The organism is Chitinophaga sp. SVR4-12A (assembly GCF_056754765.1).
In genome coordinates, this window is record NZ_JBPGWP010000001.1 from 5552004 (window position 1) to 5572624 (window position 20621).

Below are 20621 nucleotides of genomic sequence, written 5' to 3' on the forward strand. Positions count from 1 at the left end.
CCTTGCAGCTTTGTTACACGCCCAACGTCGTGAGGTCACTGGGCTGAAGGCCCGATTGCCCCATCTGAAGGACAGCTCCCGTTATGTAGATACCCTGAACCGCCTCGCAGGTATGTACCTGTCACATCAGCTCGATTCCTCTTTTGTATATGTAACAAAGGCCCAGGAGATGGCAGAACGTCTTAAATACGCAAAAGGAAAGGCCGATGCCACCATGAACATGGGCAACTATTATGCATTGCGCGCCAATAGCTATCTTTCTTACCGCTGCTACCTTGATGCGCTGCAGGCCTACGAAGAAATGGCCGACAGCAACAATATCTGCGTATCCCTCATGAATATTGGCGTGTTCTATAAGTACGACGGGCAAGACAAACCTGCCGCTCATTACATTGCCAAGGCCATGAAAATAGCCCTGCGCCTGCCCAAAGAACTCACCTACGCCTCGGTGCTTACTAATTATTATGTTGTTCATAGCGGCGATACCACTCGTTTGGACTCCCTTAAATGGGCCCTGGCTAAGGCCGACAGCATTGCCCATAAATATAATGATGAGCGCAGCCTGCTTAATATAAGCCTGTACAATGCCTATCAACGTTTGCAGGAAGGAGATGCAGCCGCCAGTGAAAAAGCCCTGCTGGCCACGATCAGCAAGGCTGACAGCAACGGGTACACTTATATCGCCATGTCTGCCTGCGCTTACCTGGCCATCTTTAAAGCCTGGCTAAACCAGCCGGATTCACTGCAATACAAAGTGGAAATGGTCCGATACGGGATGGCAGGCGGTTATCATGAGCTGCTCCTGCCCGCTGCAGTAGACCTGTACAATTGGTACGCAGGCCGCGGAAACGCTGCTGCTGCGGCCCGTTACAGCAGCTTATTACTGGAGATCATAGAAAAGGAGCGGTCTGCCAAAACGCAGGGCGAGCTGGATTACCTGGGCTATTTTATGCAAGGGCAACGGCTACGCGAACTACAGCTGCAACACAGATCGCAGCAACAGCAGCTGGATAAAAAGCGGCTGGAAAGCCTGCACCGCCAGTACTTCCTGGGAGGCATGGTGTTACTGCTCCTGATGCTGGCCATCCTGCTGGTATTTTTGCTGGGCGCCTATAACAGGTCTAAGAGCAATGCCGCCCGGCTGGCAGAAAAATACCGGGAGATCAGTGAGAAGAATGCCCTCCTTAAAGCGCATGATGATTTTAAGAACAAGCTGATCTCATTGATAGCACATGATTTCCGCTCGCCGCTCGTGCACATTAAAGAGATCACCAGCTTTGTGAAAGAGAATGCGCTCACGCTGGAAGAAGCGGCCAACATGATGGTAAAGGTGGAACGTAGCTCCCGCAACACCTTGCATACCTTTGAAAACATTTTACGCTGGATCAGCTCACAGCTGTCCGGCTTTATATATACGCCTGAGCCTTGTACGCCTGCCAGCCTGCTGCCGGAAGCAATAGATAACCTCGAAGATATTATTCGGGAAAAAGAGGTGGAGATAAGGATCAACATCCCGGGAGCGCTGCAGGTAATGGCGGAGCCGCAGATGTTACAGTTCGTTCATCGCAACTTCATCCACAACGCAGTAAAGTTCTCTCCCCACGGTGGGATCGTTCATATAAGCGCTGCCGTTACAGGCAGCGAGGTAACGGTAACTGTAACAGACCAGGGGCCCGGCATCCCTGAAGAGATCCTGCCCCAGTTGTTTGAATACCGCAGCAGTGATCGCCCCGGCAGGGGCAAACAACAGGGCGCGGGCCTGGCGCTCATTATCTGCAAAGACTTTATGCAGATGATGAATGGTACCGTGCAGGCCGCCAATATGCCGGGCAGAGGGGCCGCCCTCTCTTACACCTTACCGATCGCTAACAGCTAATGGCACATATGCGACTGATGCTGACATACATACTGCTCTTGTTCTTCAGCTACCGGGTTAGCGCCCAGTCAAAGGAGATTGCAGCGCTGCGCCAGCGCCTTTCCCAGGCAAAGGATAGCATCGTTTATGTGGATGTACTGAACCAGCTGGGCATGTATTACCATCTGAGCAATACCGATAGCTGTTTCTGGTATGCCACCAAAGCCAGGGAGATAGCCATCCGCCTGAAATACAAAAGGGGCAAGGCCGGCGCTTTAAGGAACCTTGGCATTGTCTGTTCGCAGAAGCTTAACCTTCCACAGGCCATTGCCTATGAGCAGGAAGCCCTGCAGCTGTACCGCGAAGTGGGCGATTCTGCCAACGCCTGCCACATACTGAATAACCTCAGTATTGATTACGAAGCCAGCGGCAATACCGCCATGGAACATTATTACCTGAACCAGGCTATGGACCTTGGCAATCAGTTGTCCAACGACTCTATGTTCAGCCTCGTGCTCAGCAATTACATCCTCGAATATAATTCAGACAGCACCCGCCAGGATTCCGTAGAATGGGCGCACGGGCGCCTGCATGCCATTGCAGACCGCTATCCTTATTCCAGGGAGTGGTTCTATGCACGTATATTCGACGCCGTTGTACTCTTAAAGAACGGAGAAGGCAAGGCAGGAGAAACGCTGATCAATAAAGTGGCGGATACTGCCCGACAGAAAGGGGTTGTGCACCTGGCCATTGAAGCCTATTACCGCATGCTAGATGATTTTATTCCCAAAGGTTATAGGGCGGATAGCGTGGTATACCTGGAAAAAATATTCAGGCTTTCTCAAAAGGCCGGGTTCTACGACGAGATGATGAACACCCTGCCAGCTTTATACAGGCATTACAGCAGCTCCGGCAATGCGGGTAAAACCGCCATTTACGGCCAGGCGATTGCCGAACTGGCTAAACACCAGCTATCCCTGCACAGGGACAGGCAGCAGATGAATTATACCGGTTACTTTCTCAAAGAGCGGGAACTAAGCGCCCTTCAGCTGGACAACCAGGTACAACAGCAGGCCATTGACCAGGATAACCTGCAGAAAGCCAACCGCCGCTTGCTGATCATGCTGCTGGGCGGCCTCTTATTATTGGTGGCCATCATCCTCATTGTTTATTACCGGTCTTACCTCAGCTCCCGGCAATATGAGCGCCGCCTGGCCTCCATGAATTTTTCCATTTCAGAAAAGAACCGCCTGCTGCGCGCCAACGATGATTTTAAGAACAAACTCATTTCTGTAGTGGCCCATGATTTCCGCAAGCCGCTGGACGATATTATCAGGATGGCCCTGATGCTGCAAACACATTCACTGGACCGCGATGAAATGATGCACACCATTGACCAGGTGCAGGCTGCATCCAGTAAAACACTGGATATATTTGAAAGCATCCTTCGCTGGATCAAATCGCAGTTATCAGGATTTATCTACGCCCCCGCACCCTGTAATATCAGGGATATGATGCAGGAAGCATTGTTAAGCGTGCAGACAGATGCAGCAGAGAAAGGAGTAACAATAACGACAGACATACCCGGCACCCTCCAGGTAGCAGCCGAACGGGAAATGCTGCAGTTTGTTCACCGCAGCCTGCTTAACAGCGCGGTGCAATTCTCCCTGCCCGGCAGGCAGCTAAGCGTTAGCGCTTTTGAGGAAAATGAAGCAGTAAAAGTATTGGTAAAAGCAGCGCACACAGCCAGCACGGAATTGCTGCTGCCCTTATTTGTTTACAGGGGTAGAGACTATAAACCCGGTGACGCCGAGCTTACCCTGATCATCTGTAAAGATTTTATGGATAAAATGGGCGGCCATATCAGCGCAACCCCGGAAGGAGATGGGCTGACGTTTGAGTATGTGTTGCCGTCATTTCATTAAGAAGTTGTCAGTTGTCAGTCGTCAGTTGTCAGTTATTAGTGCGGATTATTCGCTGCGGTCACTGACAACTGACGACTGACAACTAACGACTTTTTTTATTTCGGATCATACGCCCACTTAATATAACTGGCGCCCCAGGTAAACCCGCCACCAAAGGCAGCCAGCACCAGGTTATCGCCCTTTTTCAGTTGCTTTTCGTAATCCCACAGGCATAAGGGAATAGTGCCCGCAGTAGTATTACCATAGCGCTGAATGTTCATCATCACTTTTTCTTCCGGCAGGCCCATCCGCTGTGCAGTGGCATCAATGATACGCTTGTTGGCCTGGTGAGGTACCAGCCAGGCTACGCTATCAGAGGTCAGCTGGTTGCGTTGCATGATCTGGTCAGCTGCTTCCGCCATGTTGGCTACTGCGTATTTGAACACCATCTTGCCTTCCTGGTAAACGAAATGTTCGCGGTTGGTCACTGTTTCTATGGAGGCTGGTCTGGCAGAGCCGCCGGCTTTCATATACAGGTATTCACGGCCATGGCCATCGCTCCGCAGTACACTGTCTACAAGACCGTAGCCTTCTTCGCTGGGCTCCAGCAGTACACCGCCACCACCATCGCCGAAGATAATGCAGGTAGTACGGTCAGTATAGTCGATGATAGAGCTCATTTTATCGGCGCCGATCACTATTACTTTTTTATAACGTCCGCTCTCTATGAATCGGGCGCCGGTATCCAGGGCGTACAGGAAGCCGGAACAAGCTGCACTGACGTCAAATCCCCACGCATTCTTCGCGCCTATCTTATCCGTTACTACGTTGGCGGTAGCCGGGAAAACCATGTCCGGCGTAACGGTGGCCACTATCAGCAGGTCTATTTCTTCCGGGCTGATACCCCTCTTTTTGCATATATCCAGGGCTACTGGTGCGCATATCTCGGAAGTCCCCATGTTCTCCCCCTTTAGTATCCTTCTTTCTTTGATACCAGTGCGCGTGGTGATCCACTCATCAGTTGTATCTACAATAGTCTCCAATTCCTTATTGGTAAGAACATAGTCAGGAACATAACCACTCACTGCAGTAATAGCAGCCGTTATTTTGCTCATATTAGGTATAAATTGTTTTTTAACAAGGCGTAAAAATACGATATTAAAAGAATTTCAAAAGTCTTAAGTTATCAGGCATAATTCTTCCCTTAGCGCAACGAATTTATCTCTAACGACTTTTTTAGTAAGTTTGTTTACTTATTAATCTATATGATCGCTTACCTTAATGGCAAATTAACCCACAAAACGCCTGCCATGGTGCATGTGGAAGTTCAGGGAGTAGGATATGAGGTACAGATCAGTTTAAATACCTATTCCCGGATCCAGGGTTTGGAGAACTGCAAACTGCTCACTTATCTGCATATTAAAGAAGACGCCCATACCCTCTATGGCTTTTCTGATGAAGCGGAACGAACCATGTTCCTGCTTCTGCTTGGGGTGTCTGGCATAGGCGCCAGCACCGCCCGGATGATGCTTTCCTCCCTGCAGCCGGAGGACATCCAGCGGGCCATTGCCATGGAAAACGAAAAAATGCTGGAAAGTATCAAAGGAATCGGCGCCAAAACGGCCAAGCGTATCATCCTGGAGCTGAAAGACAAGATAAGAAAGCACAAGGATACAGGCCCACAATTATCTGTGGCAGCAAACAATACATTGTCGGAAGATGCGTTAAATGCATTGGTAACCTTGGGTATAGCCCGTAACGTGGCAGAACAGGCTATTCAAAAGGTACTGAAAACAGAACCACTATTGCAGGACTTGGAAGGGCTGATCAAAAAGTCCCTGAAAAGTCTATAACTTTATTACCCTGACCTCTATAAAAACCTATTTCGCTTGGCAAGAAAGACATATTATGGTGCTTTTGCAGTAATAGGCGTCGTATCTTTTTTTATTGTTGACACTGCCGCAAGGGAACGCTCGGGAACTCGTTATCAGTACGTAAATTGGAAAACGGATACAACCGGCAAGGATTCAACCCGCAAGACCGATACCCTGAAATACCCGATAAAAGACAGGTATGGTAACGGTATCACAGACCCCGTCCGGAATGCAATCGATCTTAAGGATCCCGCTAACATTAAAAGAACTGTAGACTACGATCCGGTAACCAAACAATACACCGTCACCGAAAAAATCGGCGATCAGTACTATCGTGCCCCCACCTATATGAGCTTTGACGAGTTCTATAAGCTCCAATCCACCCAAAGTGAACAGAGTTACTGGCAGAAAAGGGCTTCCACATTGGGCAGCCTTAACCAGCTTGGCTCCGGCCCCGCCCTGTACAACGGCAGCAGCATCTTTGACCGGGTGTTTGGCGGCAGCAAGGTAGACATCCGCCCCCAGGGTAGCCTGGACCTTACCTTTGGCTACCAGGGCCAGAATATCAAGAACCCCGTGCTGGTAGAACAGGCGCGTAAGAACGGCGGGTTCGATTTCGACATGAACATCAACATGAACGTTACCGGTAAGATCGGCGACAAACTGAAACTCATTACCAACTATAACACCCAATCTACCTTCGATTTTGAGAACCAGATCAAACTGGAATACACCGGCTATGACGATGAGATCATCAAGAAGATCGAGGCCGGTAACGTAAGCTTCCCGCTGCGTAGCTCGCTCATTTCCGGGGTGCAATCCCTGTTTGGTATCAAAACCCAGCTGCAGTTTGGCCGCCTTACCGTTACCAGCGTGCTGTCCAACCAGCGCTCCCAGAAGCAGAACCTGATGCTGAAAGGCGGTACCCAGGTACAGGACTTTACCATTCGTGCAGATGAATACGAAGACAACCGGCACTTCCTGCTGGCCCAGTTCTTCCGGGATACTTTCAATTACGCCATGTCTAACGTGCCCATCATACGGTCCCTGTCATATATCAATCGTATAGAAGTTTGGGTTACCAATAAAACCGGAGCTACCACCAATACCCGCGATGTAGTGGGTTTGATGGACATGGCAGAGTACAAGCCCTATAATCCCAATATCCGGGTAATGACCAGTGTAAGGCAGCCCGACCGTGGTACCAACAACCTTTATAGCCAGCTGGCCGGCGACCCGGCTGCCCGCTATACCGGTACGGTAGTAAGCCGTTTGTTGGCCCTGGGCCTGCAGCCGGTACAGGAATTTGAGAAAACATTTGCCCGTAAGCTGGACTCTACCGAATTTACCGTTAACCGGCAGCTCGGTTACATCTCCCTGAACCAGCAGCTGCAGCCCGACGAAGTGCTGGCTGTTGCTTACCAATACACCTACAACGGAAGGGTATACCAGGTGGGTGAGTTCTCCCAGGATGTACCGCCCGACCAGAACAACAGCGCCAACCAGCAGATCCTGTTCCTGAAATTGCTGAAAGCTACTTCCGCCCGTCCCACACTACCGATATGGGACCTGATGATGAAGAACATTTACTCTACCAATGCCTTCCAGCTGAACCGCCAGGACTTTAAGCTGGATGTCTACTATAAAGACCCCGGGACAGAAGACCGCGCGCCCAGTGATAAACGCTATATTCCCGATGCAAAGGGAGACTTCCAGGGGGCGCCCATCATTACCATCCTTAACCTGGACCGTCTTAATAACCAGAACGACCCCCAGCCCGATGGGGTGTTCGACTATGTGGAAGGGTATACGATCAATTCACAGACCGGCCGCGTGATGTTCCCGCAACTGGAACCATTCGCGGATGGTCTGAAGAAAGCTTTCGGAGGAGATCCTACCCTTGAAAAGCAATACCTGTACAAGGTACTGTACGACTCTATCAAAGTAGTGGCCCAGCAGTTCCCGCAATTGAACCGCTATGTACTGAAGGGCTCTTATAAATCCGCCAACTCATCGGAGATCTCCCTGGGCGGTTATAATATTCCTCCCGGCTCCGTAACCGTTACGGCCGGCGGACAGCAGCTCCGTGAGAACGTAGACTATGTGATAGATTATAACCTGGGCCGTATCAAGATCATTAACAGCGGAGTGCTGAACTCAGGCGTGCCTATCAACGTACAGTTCGAGAACAACGCACTGTTTGGCCAGCAGGTTCGTAACTATTTAGGCACCCGCCTGGATTATTACGTGAACGATAAACTGAGCCTGGGCGGTACCATGGTAAAAATGAGCGAACGGCCTTACTACCAGAAAGTGAACTACGGGGACGACCCTATCAACAATACGGTGGTGGGCCTGGATGTGAACTATAACTCGGAATGGAAAGGCTTGACCCGCCTGCTGGATAAGCTGCCCAACTATAGCACTACCACTCCTTCGAACATCCTGTTCACCGGTGAAGTGGCGCGCTTGTTCCCGGGCCACAGTAAGCTGGTGAATGCAGCAGGCAGCAGCAACGGACAGGTATTTATCGACGACTTTGAAGGCTCACAAAGCGGTTATGATCTTAAGTTCCCGGCTACCAGCTGGGTGCTGGCATCAACCCCTGCGGGCGCTACCGACGCCAATGGCAATATCCTCTTCCCGGAAGCTACCCTCGGCGATTCGCTGGACTATGGTAAGAACAGGGCTAAACTGGCCTGGTATATCATCGAGCCTACCCTGCAGATACCCAGTTCACCCGGCCTGCCTTCCAACATAACCAAAGATCAGCAATCTGATCCCCGCGTGCGCCTGGTGTACCAGAAAGAAGTATTCCCGAACCGCTCTACCGACTTTGGCCAGAGCCAGCTCAGTACCCTTGACCTGGCTTACTACCCAACCGAAAGAGGTCCTTATAACTTTTCTCATACCGGCGCCGAGATTTTACCGGACGGACATTTAAGGAACCCCGGAAATAAGTGGGCCGGTATCATGCGCGCGATCGACAACAGCGACTTCGAAACGGCCAACGTGGAGTTCATTGAGTTCTGGATCCAGGATCCTTTCATTAAACAGCCCAACAGCACCGGCGGCCAGCTCTACTTTAACCTCGGTAACGTTTCAGAAGATGTGCTGAAAGATTCGCGCAAGTTCTTCGAGAACGGCCTGCCGGATCCGAACCAGAATGCCAACCAGCTGGACTCTTCCCACTGGGGCCGCATTCCCAAATACCAGCAGCAGCTGACCCAGGCATTTGATAATGATCCCAACATCCGCGGCTACCAGGACGTAGGATATGACGGCGTACGCTCCAATAACGGGGACGACGACGAAAGGAATTTCTACAGGAATTATCTCAGCCAGCTGTTCACCAACTTTGGCCCTACCTCCCAGGTTTACCAGCAGGCACTGCTCGATCCTGCTAATGATGACTATCATCACTATCGTGGCGATGATTACGACAGGAACAAGCTGGACATCCTGCAGCGTTACAAAAAATTCAGTAACCCGGAAGGTAACTCCCCGGTTTCCAGCGGCAGCTCCCAGTACTCTTCTGCAGCTACCAATATACCGGAGTCAGAAGACCTGAACAGGGATAATACCATGAACGAAACGGAAGAATACTTCCAGTACCGCGTAGAGCTGAAGCCTAATATGAATGTAGGCGAGAACTACGTGGTAGACAAGATCACCGCCAATGTTGATCTGCCCAATGGTCAGAAAACGCAGGAAGTGTGGTACCAGTTCAAAGTGCCCGTAAGCCAGTACGACCGGCGCATAGGTAACATCCCTGACTTCAAGTCCATCCGCTTTATGCGTATGTTCCTCACCGGTTTCCAGGATTCTACCGTGGTACGTTTTGCCAAGCTGGACCTGGTGCGTAACCAATGGCGCCGTTACCAGTATAAGCTGCAGCCAGGCGATCCTGTACCGATCGACCAGTCTACCGTATTCAACACCACCGCTGTAAATATTGAAGAGAACTCCTCCCGTAAGCCCATCCCTTATGTGATGCCTCCCGGAGTAGTGCGTCAGAATACCATCAGCACCAATAACACTACCCTGCAGCTCAACGAGCAATCGCTCTCCCTGCAGGTGTGTAACCTGAAAGACGATGACAACCGCGGTATTTCCAAAAACCTCGGCCTGGATATCCGCCAGTACAAACGCATCCAGATGTACATCCACGCAGAAGCCTCAGAAAACGCAGCAGCCCTGAAGGATGGAGATGTACGGGCAATCATTCGCCTGGGTAGTGACTTTGTCAGCAACTATTATGAATACCAGATTCCCCTGCGGGTGTCTCCCTGGTCCACTTCAACAGACGCTTCCCAGATCTGGCCAGACTCCAACAACCTTGACCTGGAGCTGGCAAAGCTGAGCCAGATGAAGCAGCGCCGCAACCTCTGTGATAACTGTTCGCCCATCACACCCTATACGGAGATGGACGGCAATAACTATATGACGGTAGTGGGTAACCCAAACCTGGGTGATGTAAGAAGCGTAATGATCGGCGTATACAACCCGAAAGATGACGGTCTTCCTAAATGTGCAGAGATCTGGTTTAACGAGCTGCGCCTGACAGACTTTGATGAAAAGGGCGGCTATGCGGCCATGGGCCGTATGGACGTACAGCTGGCCGATCTGGGTACGGTCAGTGTATCCGGTAACATGCACACCGCCGGTTTTGGTAACATCGACCAGCGGGTAAATGAGCGTTTCCGTGACAACTACACGCAGTATGACATTGCAGCTAACCTTGACTTGGGTAAACTGCTGCCCAAACGCGCCAGCATTTCCATCCCGGTATATGCAGGTTACTCGCAATCGGTCAGCAACCCGGAATATGATCCCTACGATCTTGATATCAAACTGAAAGATAAATTGCGCATGGCGCGCAACTCAGCTGAGCGGGATTCCATTAAACGGGACGCGCAGGACTTTACCTCTATCAAGAGCCTGAACTTTACCAATGTCCGGAAACTGAACCAGGGGGGAGACAAGCTTAAACTGTGGAGTATCGAGAACTTCGATCTGAGCTACTCCTTCTCGCAGATGAATGCCCACAACCCGCTGATAGAAAATGATGTGCTTACCAAGCACAGGGGAGGGCTGGGCTACAACTTCGCCGGGCAGAGCAAGTTCCTCATGCCATTCAAGAAGTTGTTCAAGAGCAAATCAAAATGGCTGGACCTGATCCGCGACTTTAATGTGAACTATGTGCCTTCCATCATCAGCTTCCGTGCAGATATCACGCGCCAGTTTGGCGCAACCCGTATCCGCAACGTGGGCGGAGACGGTACCTATAAACTGCCTGAAACGTACAACAAGTATTTTACGTTTGACCGTTACTACGGACTGAAGTGGGATCTTAGCCGCAGCCTTACCATAGATTTCAACGCGGTGAACAACGCCCGTATCGATGAACCATATGGCCGCCTGGATACAAAAGAGAAGCGTGACACGGTGCGGAAAAACCTGTTCAAATTTGGTAGGACTACTAACTACTTCCATTCACTGAATGTTACCTATGCATTGCCCACCACTAAGTTCCCATTGCTTAGCTGGACCAACGTAGCGTTGGGTTACAGCACTGAATACCGGTGGACGGGCGCTTCCCGCCTGGCACTGGAACTGGGTAATGCGATAGAGAACATGCAGAATAAAACGGTAACAGCAGAATTCAAATTCTCCGAGCTGTATAATCGTTCCAAATTCCTGCGAAAGATCAATACCAATGGGCCATCGGGCGGCAGTAATAATAACCGCAATACGCAGGGCCAGAACATGCAGGGCAACCAGCAGCAGAATAACCAGCAGCAGAAGAAAGACGATAACGATGATGAATTGTCTCCCTTTGTGAAAGCTGCGCTGAAGCCTCTGTTGTCTATCAAGCGTATTGCCATTAACTACTCTGAAAATGCAGGTACCCGTCTTCCCGGTTATATAGACAGCACCAAGATACTGGGTATGAACTGGGCTACTATGGCGCCGGGCGTGGGGTTTGTATTAGGCAAGCAGCCGGATAAAGCCTGGCTGGATAATTTTGCCAAGCGGGGACTGATCACACCGGATACCTTGTTCAACATCCAGTACCAGCAGCAGTTCACACAACGCCTGGATGCGCAGGCCCAGCTGGAACCGTTCCCGGATCTGCGTATAGACCTGAACATTACCAAGTCGTTTACCAAAACGCATACAGAGCTGTTCAAGAACGCCTTCGATTCAATTGGCGGCGGCTACGATTACCAGCATCTCAGCCCGTATGACGCCGGTGGTTTCGAGATCACTTATATCGCTGTTAAAACGCTGTTCGGTAATATCGATTCAGAAACCGGTATGTCTACAACGTTCAAGAACTTTGAGAACTACCGCCTGGCTATCTCCAAAAGGCTGTATGAGCAGAACGCGTATAACCATGATCCCAACAACCCGGTGCCTGCTAATAACAGCAAGGACCCGAACTATTACTATGGTTATAGCCGATATGCGCAGGATGTGCTGATACCCGCATTCCTGGCCGCTTACACCGGTAAGGACCCTGACAAGATTGGACTGCTGAAGCAAAGCAATTCTAATGTGCGCAGCAATCCGTTCAGCAATTTTATACCCAAGCCCAACTGGCGGCTTACCTATAACGGCCTTACGAAGCTGGAGCCTTTCCGTAACATCTTCACTAACTTTGTAGTGACGCATGCCTACACGGGTAACCTCAGCATGAACTCCTACAATACAGCCCTGCTGTACCAGGATCCGCGCTTGCTGGGTGTTCCGGGATTCATTGATACCGTTTCCGGTAACTATATCCCGTACTTCCTGGTACCGAACCTTACCATTACGGAACAGTTCGCGCCGCTGATCGGGTTCGATATGACCTTTACCAACAGCCTGAACTGCCGTATTGAATTCAGGAAGAGCCGTTCACTCAGTCTCAGCCTGATCGATTATCAGCTAACGGAGATCCGTTCTACGGAGATCATCCTGGGTGGTGGTTACCGTATGCGCGGCTTCCCGCTGCCCTTCCGGGTAGGCAAGAATGGAGGCAAGAAGCTGGAGAATGACCTGAACTTCCGTCTTGACCTTAGTTACCGGGATGATAAAACGGTCAATAACAGGCTGGATGCCGACCTGGTCATACCCACCAGCGGTCAGAAGGTGATCGGTATTGCGCCATCCATAGATTATGTCGTCAATAACCGGCTTAACCTGCGGTTTTTCTATGACCGGCGACAGACCATACCGGTTATTTCTACGGCGTACCCGGTTATCAATACCAGGGGAGGCCTGACCCTCCGGTTTATGCTTGCTCAATAATCTTCTTTTATAAAAGGACAGCCCGTCCGTCCGTCCGCCAATTGGCGGACGGACGGACGGGCTGTCCTTTTATGTCGTATAGCTATAAGATCTATAGTCTTTGAGTATACTTTAGGTAAATGTGCCGTAGATGTCCGGTACCTTATAGGAGACAGAACATCTACCGGTCAGATACCGGTCAAATACCGGTCATATACCGGACATCCTGCAGTTAGGCACGTACCAGAGCGCCTTTCGGGCTAGTCCGACTGGGAAAACAAAAAGGGTGTATCGTATTGATACACCCTTTTGCTATAGCTATGATCTTTGTTCTTTTAGACGCGAACGGTTTGTTCGTTTACTTCCAGCTTCAGCATGCTGTTTGACCAGCTTCTGATCTCGTCGCAAAGTCGCTGGTTGTCAGATAGTTTCTTGCCGTAGGAGGGGATCATCTCTCTCAGCTTAGCCTGCCATTCCTGCGTAGCCATCTGTTTGTTGAAGCAGCGGCCCAGGAGGTCCAGCATGATGGATACTGCGGTGGAGGCTCCAGGAGAAGCGCCCAATAAGGCAGCAATAGAGCCATCAGCAGCGCTTACTACTTCGGTACCAAACTCCAGCACGCCTCCGTGCTCAGGGTCTTTTTTGATAACCTGTACCCGTTGTCCGGCTGTTTCCAGGTCCCAGTCCTCCATTTTCGCGGTGGGTACAAATGCCCTGAGCGCTTCCAGGCGGTCTTCGGGCGATTGTCTTACCTGCTCAATGAGGTATTTGGTCAGGGGAATATTGTCTATACCCGCTGCCAGCATTGGTCGGATATTATAATATTTGATGGACTTCGGAAGGTCCAGGAAAGAGCCGTATTTCAGGAATTTGGTGGAGAACCCGGCATAGGGGCCAAACAGCAGGGCCTTTTTGCCATCAATAACCCGGGTATCCAGGTGAGGCACAGACATAGGAGGAGCGCCTACAGAAGCTTTGCCGTATACTTTTGCCGCGTGTTCTTCAATGATGTCCGGGTTGTTACAGATCAGCCACTGGCCGCTTACCGGGAAACCGCCAAAGCCTTTTCCTTCCGGAATGCCTGACTTCTCCAACAGGGGCAGTGAACCGCCGCCAGCGCCTACAAACACGAACCTGGTATGGATGGTGCGTTTGCGGTTGGTAGTAGCGTTCCTTACCGTGATCTCCCAACCGCCGTCATCAGCTTTCTCTATGTCTTTCACCTCATGGGCAGTGTAGATGGTTACGCCATCCTGTTTACGCAGGTATTCGCAAAGACTGCGGGTGAGGGCGCCAAAGTTTACGTCGGTACCGCCTTCCATCAGGGTGGCGGCTACTTTTTGCGAGGGATCCCTGCCTTCCATGACCAGGGGCATCCACTGGGCCAGCTGTGCAGGATCTTCAGAATACTGCATATCTGCAAACAGCGGATTATTTTTCAGGGCCTGCTGGCGTTTCTTCAGATAAGCTACGTTATCGGCGTCCCATACAAAGCTGATATGGGGTACCTGGCGGATAAAGCTTTCCGGGTTTTTAACAAAGCCCTGTTGTACCAGGTAAGCCCAGAATTCTTTGGATACTTCAAAAGATTCAGCAATCTTGATGGCTTTGGAGATATCGATACTGCCATCGGGGCGCTCAGGAGTGTAGTTGAGCTCGCAAAAAGCGGAGTGACCTGTACCTGCATTATTCCAGGCGTCAGAGCTCTCTCCTGCAATAACATCCAGCCTTTCGTAAATTTCGATGGTGGTTTCCGGCTGCAATTTCTTGAGCAACATGCCAAGGGTTGCGCTCATAATCCCTGCCCCAATTAACACAACATCAGGCGCTGCTTTTGAAGACATATCTTAATATAGCTGTTTAGGCCTGCAAAATTAATACTTAAAGGTTATAAACTGAAACGTTCCCCGGAAACTAAAACGGTTCCGGAAGTAATCCGGAACCGTTTCAAATTCTTTCTTCTACATAACATACATCAACTGTAGCCAAGAGAGTAACCTTTAGCCCAGCGGCCGTAATTATTTTTGCGGGACCTCTCTGAGTAAAAGCGCCACTCCTGCTTCCACCTGGGATAGTACAGGCGCAACATAAATACTGTTACAAATGTTAGCATAGGGATATGGTTAGAGATTATAGGATAGTTAGCATTGCATTGTTTGTAAAGTTGACAATTTATTAACGCTGATCAAATATAAAGAATAGTTCAAATATATTCAAAATATCTAACTTATAAAATCACATTTTGATGTTAATTCCTATCGTAATAGTAAGCGCTGGCCTGCTGAAGGGGAGTTAATTCCAGGTCGTTGATGCATACATGAGGCGGCAGGGTGGCGCAATAATAGATCACATCTGCCACATCCTCAGCGCTTAAGGGTGTAAGCCCGCTATAAACATTCTTTGCTTTGTCTTCATCTCCTTTAAAGCGCACCAGCGAAAATTCTGTTTCTGCAGCACCGGGCCGTATATTCGTTACCTTGATCCGGTAAGGCAGCAGGTCTACCCGCATGGCCTGTGACAGTGCTGCCACAGCCGCCTTGCTGGCGCAGTACACATTTCCTTTGGCATACACCTGGTTGCCGGCGATAGAGCCGATATTGATAATGTGTCCCTGTTTCCTGGCTTTCAGCCAAGGAATAACAGCGCGTGATACATATAACAGCCCTTTTACGTTGGTGTCTATCATCTCGTTCCAGTCTTCCGGGCTGCCCTCATCAATCGTGCTAAGGCCAGCAGCCAGGCCTGCATTATTTATCAGCACGCTCATCTGTTTCCATTTTTCGGGGATGTTATCCAGGGCGGCGTATACCGCCTGCTCCTCCCTTACATCAAAAGCGAGGGGCAACACTTTTATGCCATACTGCTGTTCCAGCGTTGTTTGCAAGGCGCTTAACCTTTCCTGCCTGCGGCCGGTAATGATCAGATCATATCCGCCTGCGGCGAACTTTTCAGCACAAGCCTTTCCGAAGCCGGCAGTAGCGCCGGTAATAAGTATAATAGCCATTCTGATTGTGATTAGTGTTAGCGCACCAAAGTTACCGTTCCTTTCCGTAAAACTACCTGCCCTTTTAAATCTTTGCCCTGCAAGATCCAGGTGTAGGTGTCTACAGGGGCGGGCCTGCCTTTAATGGTGCCATCCCATCCGTTACGGAAATCTACAGAGGAGTAGATCTCCTGGCCCCAGCGGTTATAAATGCGGAAGAAGTCGTAGGTAACAATGCCAACGGGGATGAAGCGGAAACGGTCGTTCTTCCCGTCGCCATTGGGAGAGAAGGCATTGGGCACATAGATATCCGGGCCCAGGTAATATTTGATGTTGATGGTGTCGTAGGCAACACAGCCTTCTGCAATAGAGACCTTCAGTACATACTGTATGTCCTGGTTCCAGTTCACTATGGGATCCGGGACGCTATTATTGCTGAGACCAAGGGCCGGCTGCCATTCGTAGAAATCTCCGCCGCTGGCGTGCAGGGCCAGCGACTGCCCCCTGGCCAGGATGGTATCATTGCCTGCAAAGGGATTGACCTCATACAAGCGCAGGTTTTGGGTGGCCTGCTTGCTGCAGCCTTTATCCGTATCGATGGTGAGCGTAATAGTATAGGTTCCGCCAAGCGGGTAGCGCATGCTTACTTCGGGTGTACTGGCGGTAGTGCTGGGTAGGCCCAGGTCCCAGTGCCGGTTGGTGATGTGCCCGTAAACATAGCTCGAGGTATCCCGCAGGTTAACAGGATGCTCCCGGCATAAACCGCTAACGGTAAAGCCGGCACGCAGGCCAGGATAATTATTGATAGCGCCTGTGCTGCTGTCCACACAGGGCAGTCCCCTGTTCACCACCAGCTTTACGGTATATTTCCCTGTATCAGGAAACTCGTGGAAGAAGACGGTCTTTTCACGGGTAATGGTATCGGTTCCGTCGCTGAAAGTCCAGTAGTAGGTGGAAGTAAAGCCGGCGTTGCTGTAGTTGGGAATGGGTACCCGCAGGTCAACGGAATCGGCACAGTTATTCATCACATCCGGCAGGTTGGCCCTTACGTCGGCCTTACAGGTAAATACTGTCAGCAGGATGTCTTTGTGGTGCGAGCCGATGTACTGTTTGGTTCTGCGGTCAAACTCATTGACGCATACCGACACTACAAATTTTCCGGCCCTGTTGGGAGTGCCGGTTAATAGTCCTTTACTGTCTATGGCGATGATCGGATTACCGCCCATGGGGTTTTCTCCCGAATAAGGCGGTATATAGCTCACAAGATCATCATAAGGCGGCGGTGTAGTGGCATTGCTTTCATTCCGGGCGGTGCCGCCGGTTAAGGCGCTGCACAGGCTGTAGGTCAGGCTGTCGCCATCCGGATCATAAGCAGCGTAATCATAACGGAATGCGAAGTCGGCACAGATCACAATGGCTACATCTTTATTAAAATAGGCGCTGTTATTATTCGGGCGGCTTTCTGTTCCTGGTATCACCGTATAGTAAGTGCTGCCTTCCTGTTCAGAGCTGTAGATATTGGCAAGCTTTTCGCCGCGGCAGCAGCGCTGATAAGCGATGTAATATCCGCCGTAACGAGGCTCCAGCTCTATAGTATCGCGATAGAAGGCTACTTCCAGGTGTTGTGTTTGCGGTGAAAGACAAGGATTCTTCAGCGTGTCGTTCATGGGCTGTGTTTCCTGGATATACAGCAGCATGGGCGGTATGGCGCGGACACCGGAAGCGGTGTAGATATTGATCGGTACCGGGTTTTCGAAATGATCCAGGCAACCCTGGCGGTCGCCACAGGTAAAATCTGCATCCCGGTATAATTTCAGGGTAATGAGGTAACGGTAAGAGCCATTAATGCTGTTAAAGCCAACGGTAGAGTAATAAATTTCCCCCCCAATAATGTGGTAAGCAACTGCTATAACGTGGAACAGACAGCAGCCAATAGTAAGGAGGAGAACTTTGCTCATGAGAGTTGGCACATGCCCTCTGAATTTACTAAAATTCCAGCACTTTAGAAAATCAAATTATGCACTAACGTACAAGGGTAACAGTGCCTTTCCGGAGGAGGGTATTGCCATGAATATCTTTGCCCTGCACGAGCCAGACATAGGTGCCAATGGGGGCCGGCTGCCCGCTGAATGTACCATCCCAGCCTTTCATGTATTCTGTATTGGAATACATCATTTTACCCCAGCGGTCAAACACGCGGAAGAAATCCATTTGTACAATGCCTACGGGCAGCGGACGGAAGATATCATTCAAACCATCGCCGTTGGGAGAAAAGCCGGTAGGAATATATATTTCGGGGCCTACAATGAAACGCAGACGGATATCATCCTTCCCAAAGCAACCTTCTTCGGTATATACCGTAACAGTATAGGTAAAGTCGCGGTTGATATTGGTCCAGGGAGTATCGATAGCTGCATTGTTCAATCCATCTGCGGGCGTCCATACATAACGTGCACCGCCGGTGGCATGCAGCTGAAATGGCTGGTCCTTTATCAGGATGGTATCATTCCCGGCGAAAGCGGGTACAGGCGGCGTTACATTGATCCGTATGGTGTCGTTGATAGCTTTGGGACATCCCAGTATATCCCTCACCGTTACAATAAAGTCAGTGGTGGTAAGCGGCCTGGCCGTGGTGACTGCCCGTGCAGGAGACGTCACTACATCAGCCGGCGTCCAGGTATAGATGCTGCCGCCGCTGGCCCGGAGAGTTACACGGTCGCCGTAGCAAATGGTGGTATCTTCACCTGCGTATGCGTTAGGTGGATCTACTACACGATAATTCACCAAATCACGCGAACTGCAGGAACCCAATGTTACCTGGATAGCGTAGGATGCCGAGGGGGCAGGCGGCGTTACAAGCGCTTCGCTGTTATTACTGATGATACGGCCGTTGCTGAGATCATACCAGGCAAAGGCATAGGCGCCGTCTGCATGAGCTTTGAGCAGTATTGAATCGCCGGTGCAGACGGTGCTGTCTACCGGCCCGTATACCAGCAAAGTATCTTTCACATCAATGGCTACACGTTTACTGTTCACGCAGCCCGTAACATCGGTGAAGGTAACGGTATAAGCAGTATCCACGTCGGGGTTTACCGTCGGGGTGGCGGTGTTGGCGCCTGTAATGAAATAGTTGTTGGGTGTCCAGGCATAGCTGCCGTTCACAATACTTTCAGCACGGAGCTGCACGGCGTCTTTATGGCAAAGCGGCGTATCGCTGGTGGTGGTAAGCGGCGGCTTGTCATAAATGGTAATAGAATCATAGATGGTGCGTTCACAACCCTGCCGTGTGCGGATAAGCAGCTGCACGTTATATTTTCCGGGAGCGGTGTACTGGTATACCGGATTTCTTACCAGGGATGTGTCATTGTCAACAGCCGGAACGCCAAAATCCCAGCGGTAATAATTGATTGCGTCGTTACGGCCGCTGGTATTGGAAGTATTCTGGAACCGGGTAGCCTGGGTAGTACATAAACCACTGAATGTAAAATCGGGCCGCAATAACGGGAATACATATACGGTGGCTGTGGCGCTGTCACCACAGGCGCTGCTGCGGTCTACATACAATTTTACTGTATATACGCCATCGTCGCGGTAAGTATGTTTGATGGTGTCCAGGCTGGTGGTGGTGCTGTCCGTGCCATCGCCAAAATCCCAGAAATAGGTTTTGCCGGGCGTACTGTTGTTGATGAAGTTGATGGTATAACCATTACAGTCCGCATACTTATCGGGCATGGCAGCCGTAACCAGGCGTGTACAGGTAGTTACGGTAATGTGGAAATCTTTGCGATGGGTACCTATCAGGGCGCCGTTGCGGTATTCACCTACGCAAACAGTGATCACATATTTTCCAGCTGCAGGCGCTATACCGGAAATTACCCCGGTTTTGGAGTCAATGACGGCCTGGCTGCCCAGGGGAAAAGAACCGTTGTAAGGATTTTTATAAGGAACCGTAGCGTAGGGAGGACCAACAGCCGGAGGGGGTACGCCGCTCTGGTTGGTGGTTTGCCCGCCTCCATATGCGTCGCAGAAATAATAGGCCAGGCTGTCGCCGTCTTTATCAGTCGCAGAAAAATCGTAGGTGAATTTTTTGCCTGCGCACACCACTACTGCCAGGTCTTTGGCAAATACAGGACTGGAACTGCCGATGACGCCATTGTTCCTGCCGGGCAGCTCTGTATAATAGGTGGCGCCGTTACCCGGACGGTTCGGGTTATTGGGCACATGTGTGTCTATAATGTTCTCTATAAAGTTATCGCGGCAACAGCTTTGGAAGGCTACGGTATAGCCCAGGTTATTATCATTCACTTCAATCACCCCTTCATACATACCTATTTCAAAACAGATAGTGGGCGGGTTGACAATACAGGGATCCACCTGGCCGGATGTAACGGTTTGCACCGGGCCGTTGCGGTTAAACTGTTGCAGGTCGGTACGGGCGCCATTGTCTTTACTGAAAACGGCGAAATATACGCTGGGAGGCATCTCTGCGATATTGCCTCCGTGTTCACATACGCGGAACAGCTTTAACGTGACCTGGTAACGGCTTACGCCACTGCGGGGAGATCCCAGGTACTCGTAATACATTTCCCCTCCAATAATATGGGAAGCCCGTGCAATGCATACACAGGTCAGGCATACTATCAGGAGAGAAAAACGTTTCACTTACCGGGTATTGTGTTTTTGGTTGAAAGTCGAAAGGGTTTGAAAGTTCAAAGGTTTGACGGCGTGCC

The 20621-nt window shown here is 50.5% G+C and carries 9 protein-coding genes; 4 read left to right on the plus strand and 5 right to left on the minus strand.

Going from position 1 to position 20621, the window contains the following annotated elements; all coding sequences use genetic code 11:
* Positions 1 to 55: 55 nt before the first annotated feature.
* Both ACR9Y8_RS22630 and ACR9Y8_RS22635 read left to right on the plus strand, forming a co-directional pair.
* Positions 56 to 1876, plus strand: a complete 1821-nt coding sequence (locus ACR9Y8_RS22630) for a sensor histidine kinase (RefSeq protein ID WP_481215528.1) — start codon at positions 56 to 58, stop codon at positions 1874 to 1876.
* A 17-nt stretch (positions 1877 to 1893) separates the two neighbouring features.
* On the plus strand, positions 1894 to 3780 hold the full coding sequence (locus ACR9Y8_RS22635; protein WP_481215529.1) for an ATP-binding protein: 1887 nt from the start codon (positions 1894 to 1896) through the stop codon (positions 3778 to 3780).
* Between the two features lie 95 nt (positions 3781 to 3875).
* On the opposite strand, the gene ACR9Y8_RS22640 is transcribed toward ACR9Y8_RS22635, so the two are convergent.
* Positions 3876 to 4874: a beta-ketoacyl-ACP synthase III gene (locus ACR9Y8_RS22640; protein WP_481215530.1), complete on the minus strand. Its 999-nt coding sequence runs from the start codon at positions 4872 to 4874 to the stop codon at positions 3876 to 3878.
* A 150-nt stretch (positions 4875 to 5024) separates the two neighbouring features.
* Here ACR9Y8_RS22640 and ruvA point away from each other — a divergent pair, with 150 nt between their 5' ends.
* Together ruvA and sov are read left to right on the plus strand one after the other, a co-directional pair.
* The gene (ruvA, locus tag ACR9Y8_RS22645; protein WP_481215531.1) at positions 5025 to 5612 is read left to right on the plus strand and encodes a Holliday junction branch migration protein RuvA; all 588 of its coding nucleotides are present in this window, start codon (positions 5025 to 5027) and stop codon (positions 5610 to 5612) included.
* Between the two features lie 36 nt (positions 5613 to 5648).
* The gene (gene sov / locus ACR9Y8_RS22650) at positions 5649 to 12929 is read left to right on the plus strand and encodes a T9SS outer membrane translocon Sov/SprA (protein WP_481215532.1); all 7281 of its coding nucleotides are present in this window, start codon (positions 5649 to 5651) and stop codon (positions 12927 to 12929) included.
* A gap of 314 nt (positions 12930 to 13243) precedes the next feature.
* Here sov and ACR9Y8_RS22655 read toward each other — a convergent pair whose 3' ends face one another.
* From ACR9Y8_RS22655 to ACR9Y8_RS22670, 4 genes are all read right to left on the minus strand, one after another.
* Entirely contained in the window at positions 13244 to 14752 is a 1509-nt protein-coding gene (locus ACR9Y8_RS22655) for a malate:quinone oxidoreductase (protein WP_481215533.1), read from the minus strand.
* Positions 14753 to 15156: 404 nt separating this feature from the next.
* On the minus strand, positions 15157 to 15912 hold the full coding sequence (locus tag ACR9Y8_RS22660) for an SDR family NAD(P)-dependent oxidoreductase (RefSeq protein ID WP_481215534.1): 756 nt from the start codon (positions 15910 to 15912) through the stop codon (positions 15157 to 15159).
* Between the two features lie 17 nt (positions 15913 to 15929).
* Entirely contained in the window at positions 15930 to 17849 is a 1920-nt protein-coding gene (locus ACR9Y8_RS22665) for a PKD domain-containing protein (protein ID WP_481215535.1), read from the minus strand.
* Between the two features lie 64 nt (positions 17850 to 17913).
* A complete protein-coding gene (locus ACR9Y8_RS22670; RefSeq protein ID WP_481215536.1) occupies positions 17914 to 20553 on the minus strand; it encodes a PKD domain-containing protein in 2640 nt (879 codons plus the stop codon).
* Between the last annotated feature and the right edge of the window lie 68 nt (positions 20554 to 20621).

Coding starts and splice junctions, on each gene's coding strand:
- ACR9Y8_RS22635 (WP_481215529.1), top strand. CDS start 1,894: ATGCTGACATACATACTGCTCTTGTTCTTCAGCTACCGGGTTAGCGCC.
- ACR9Y8_RS22640 (WP_481215530.1), bottom strand. CDS start 4,874: ATGAGCAAAATAACGGCTGCTATTACTGCAGTGAGTGGTTATGTTCCT.
- ruvA (WP_481215531.1), top strand. CDS start 5,025: ATGATCGCTTACCTTAATGGCAAATTAACCCACAAAACGCCTGCCATG.
- ACR9Y8_RS22655 (WP_481215533.1), bottom strand. CDS start 14,752: ATGTCTTCAAAAGCAGCGCCTGATGTTGTGTTAATTGGGGCAGGGATT.
- ACR9Y8_RS22660 (WP_481215534.1), bottom strand. CDS start 15,912: ATGGCTATTATACTTATTACCGGCGCTACTGCCGGCTTCGGAAAGGCT.
- ACR9Y8_RS22665 (WP_481215535.1), bottom strand. CDS start 17,849: ATGAGCAAAGTTCTCCTCCTTACTATTGGCTGCTGTCTGTTCCACGTT.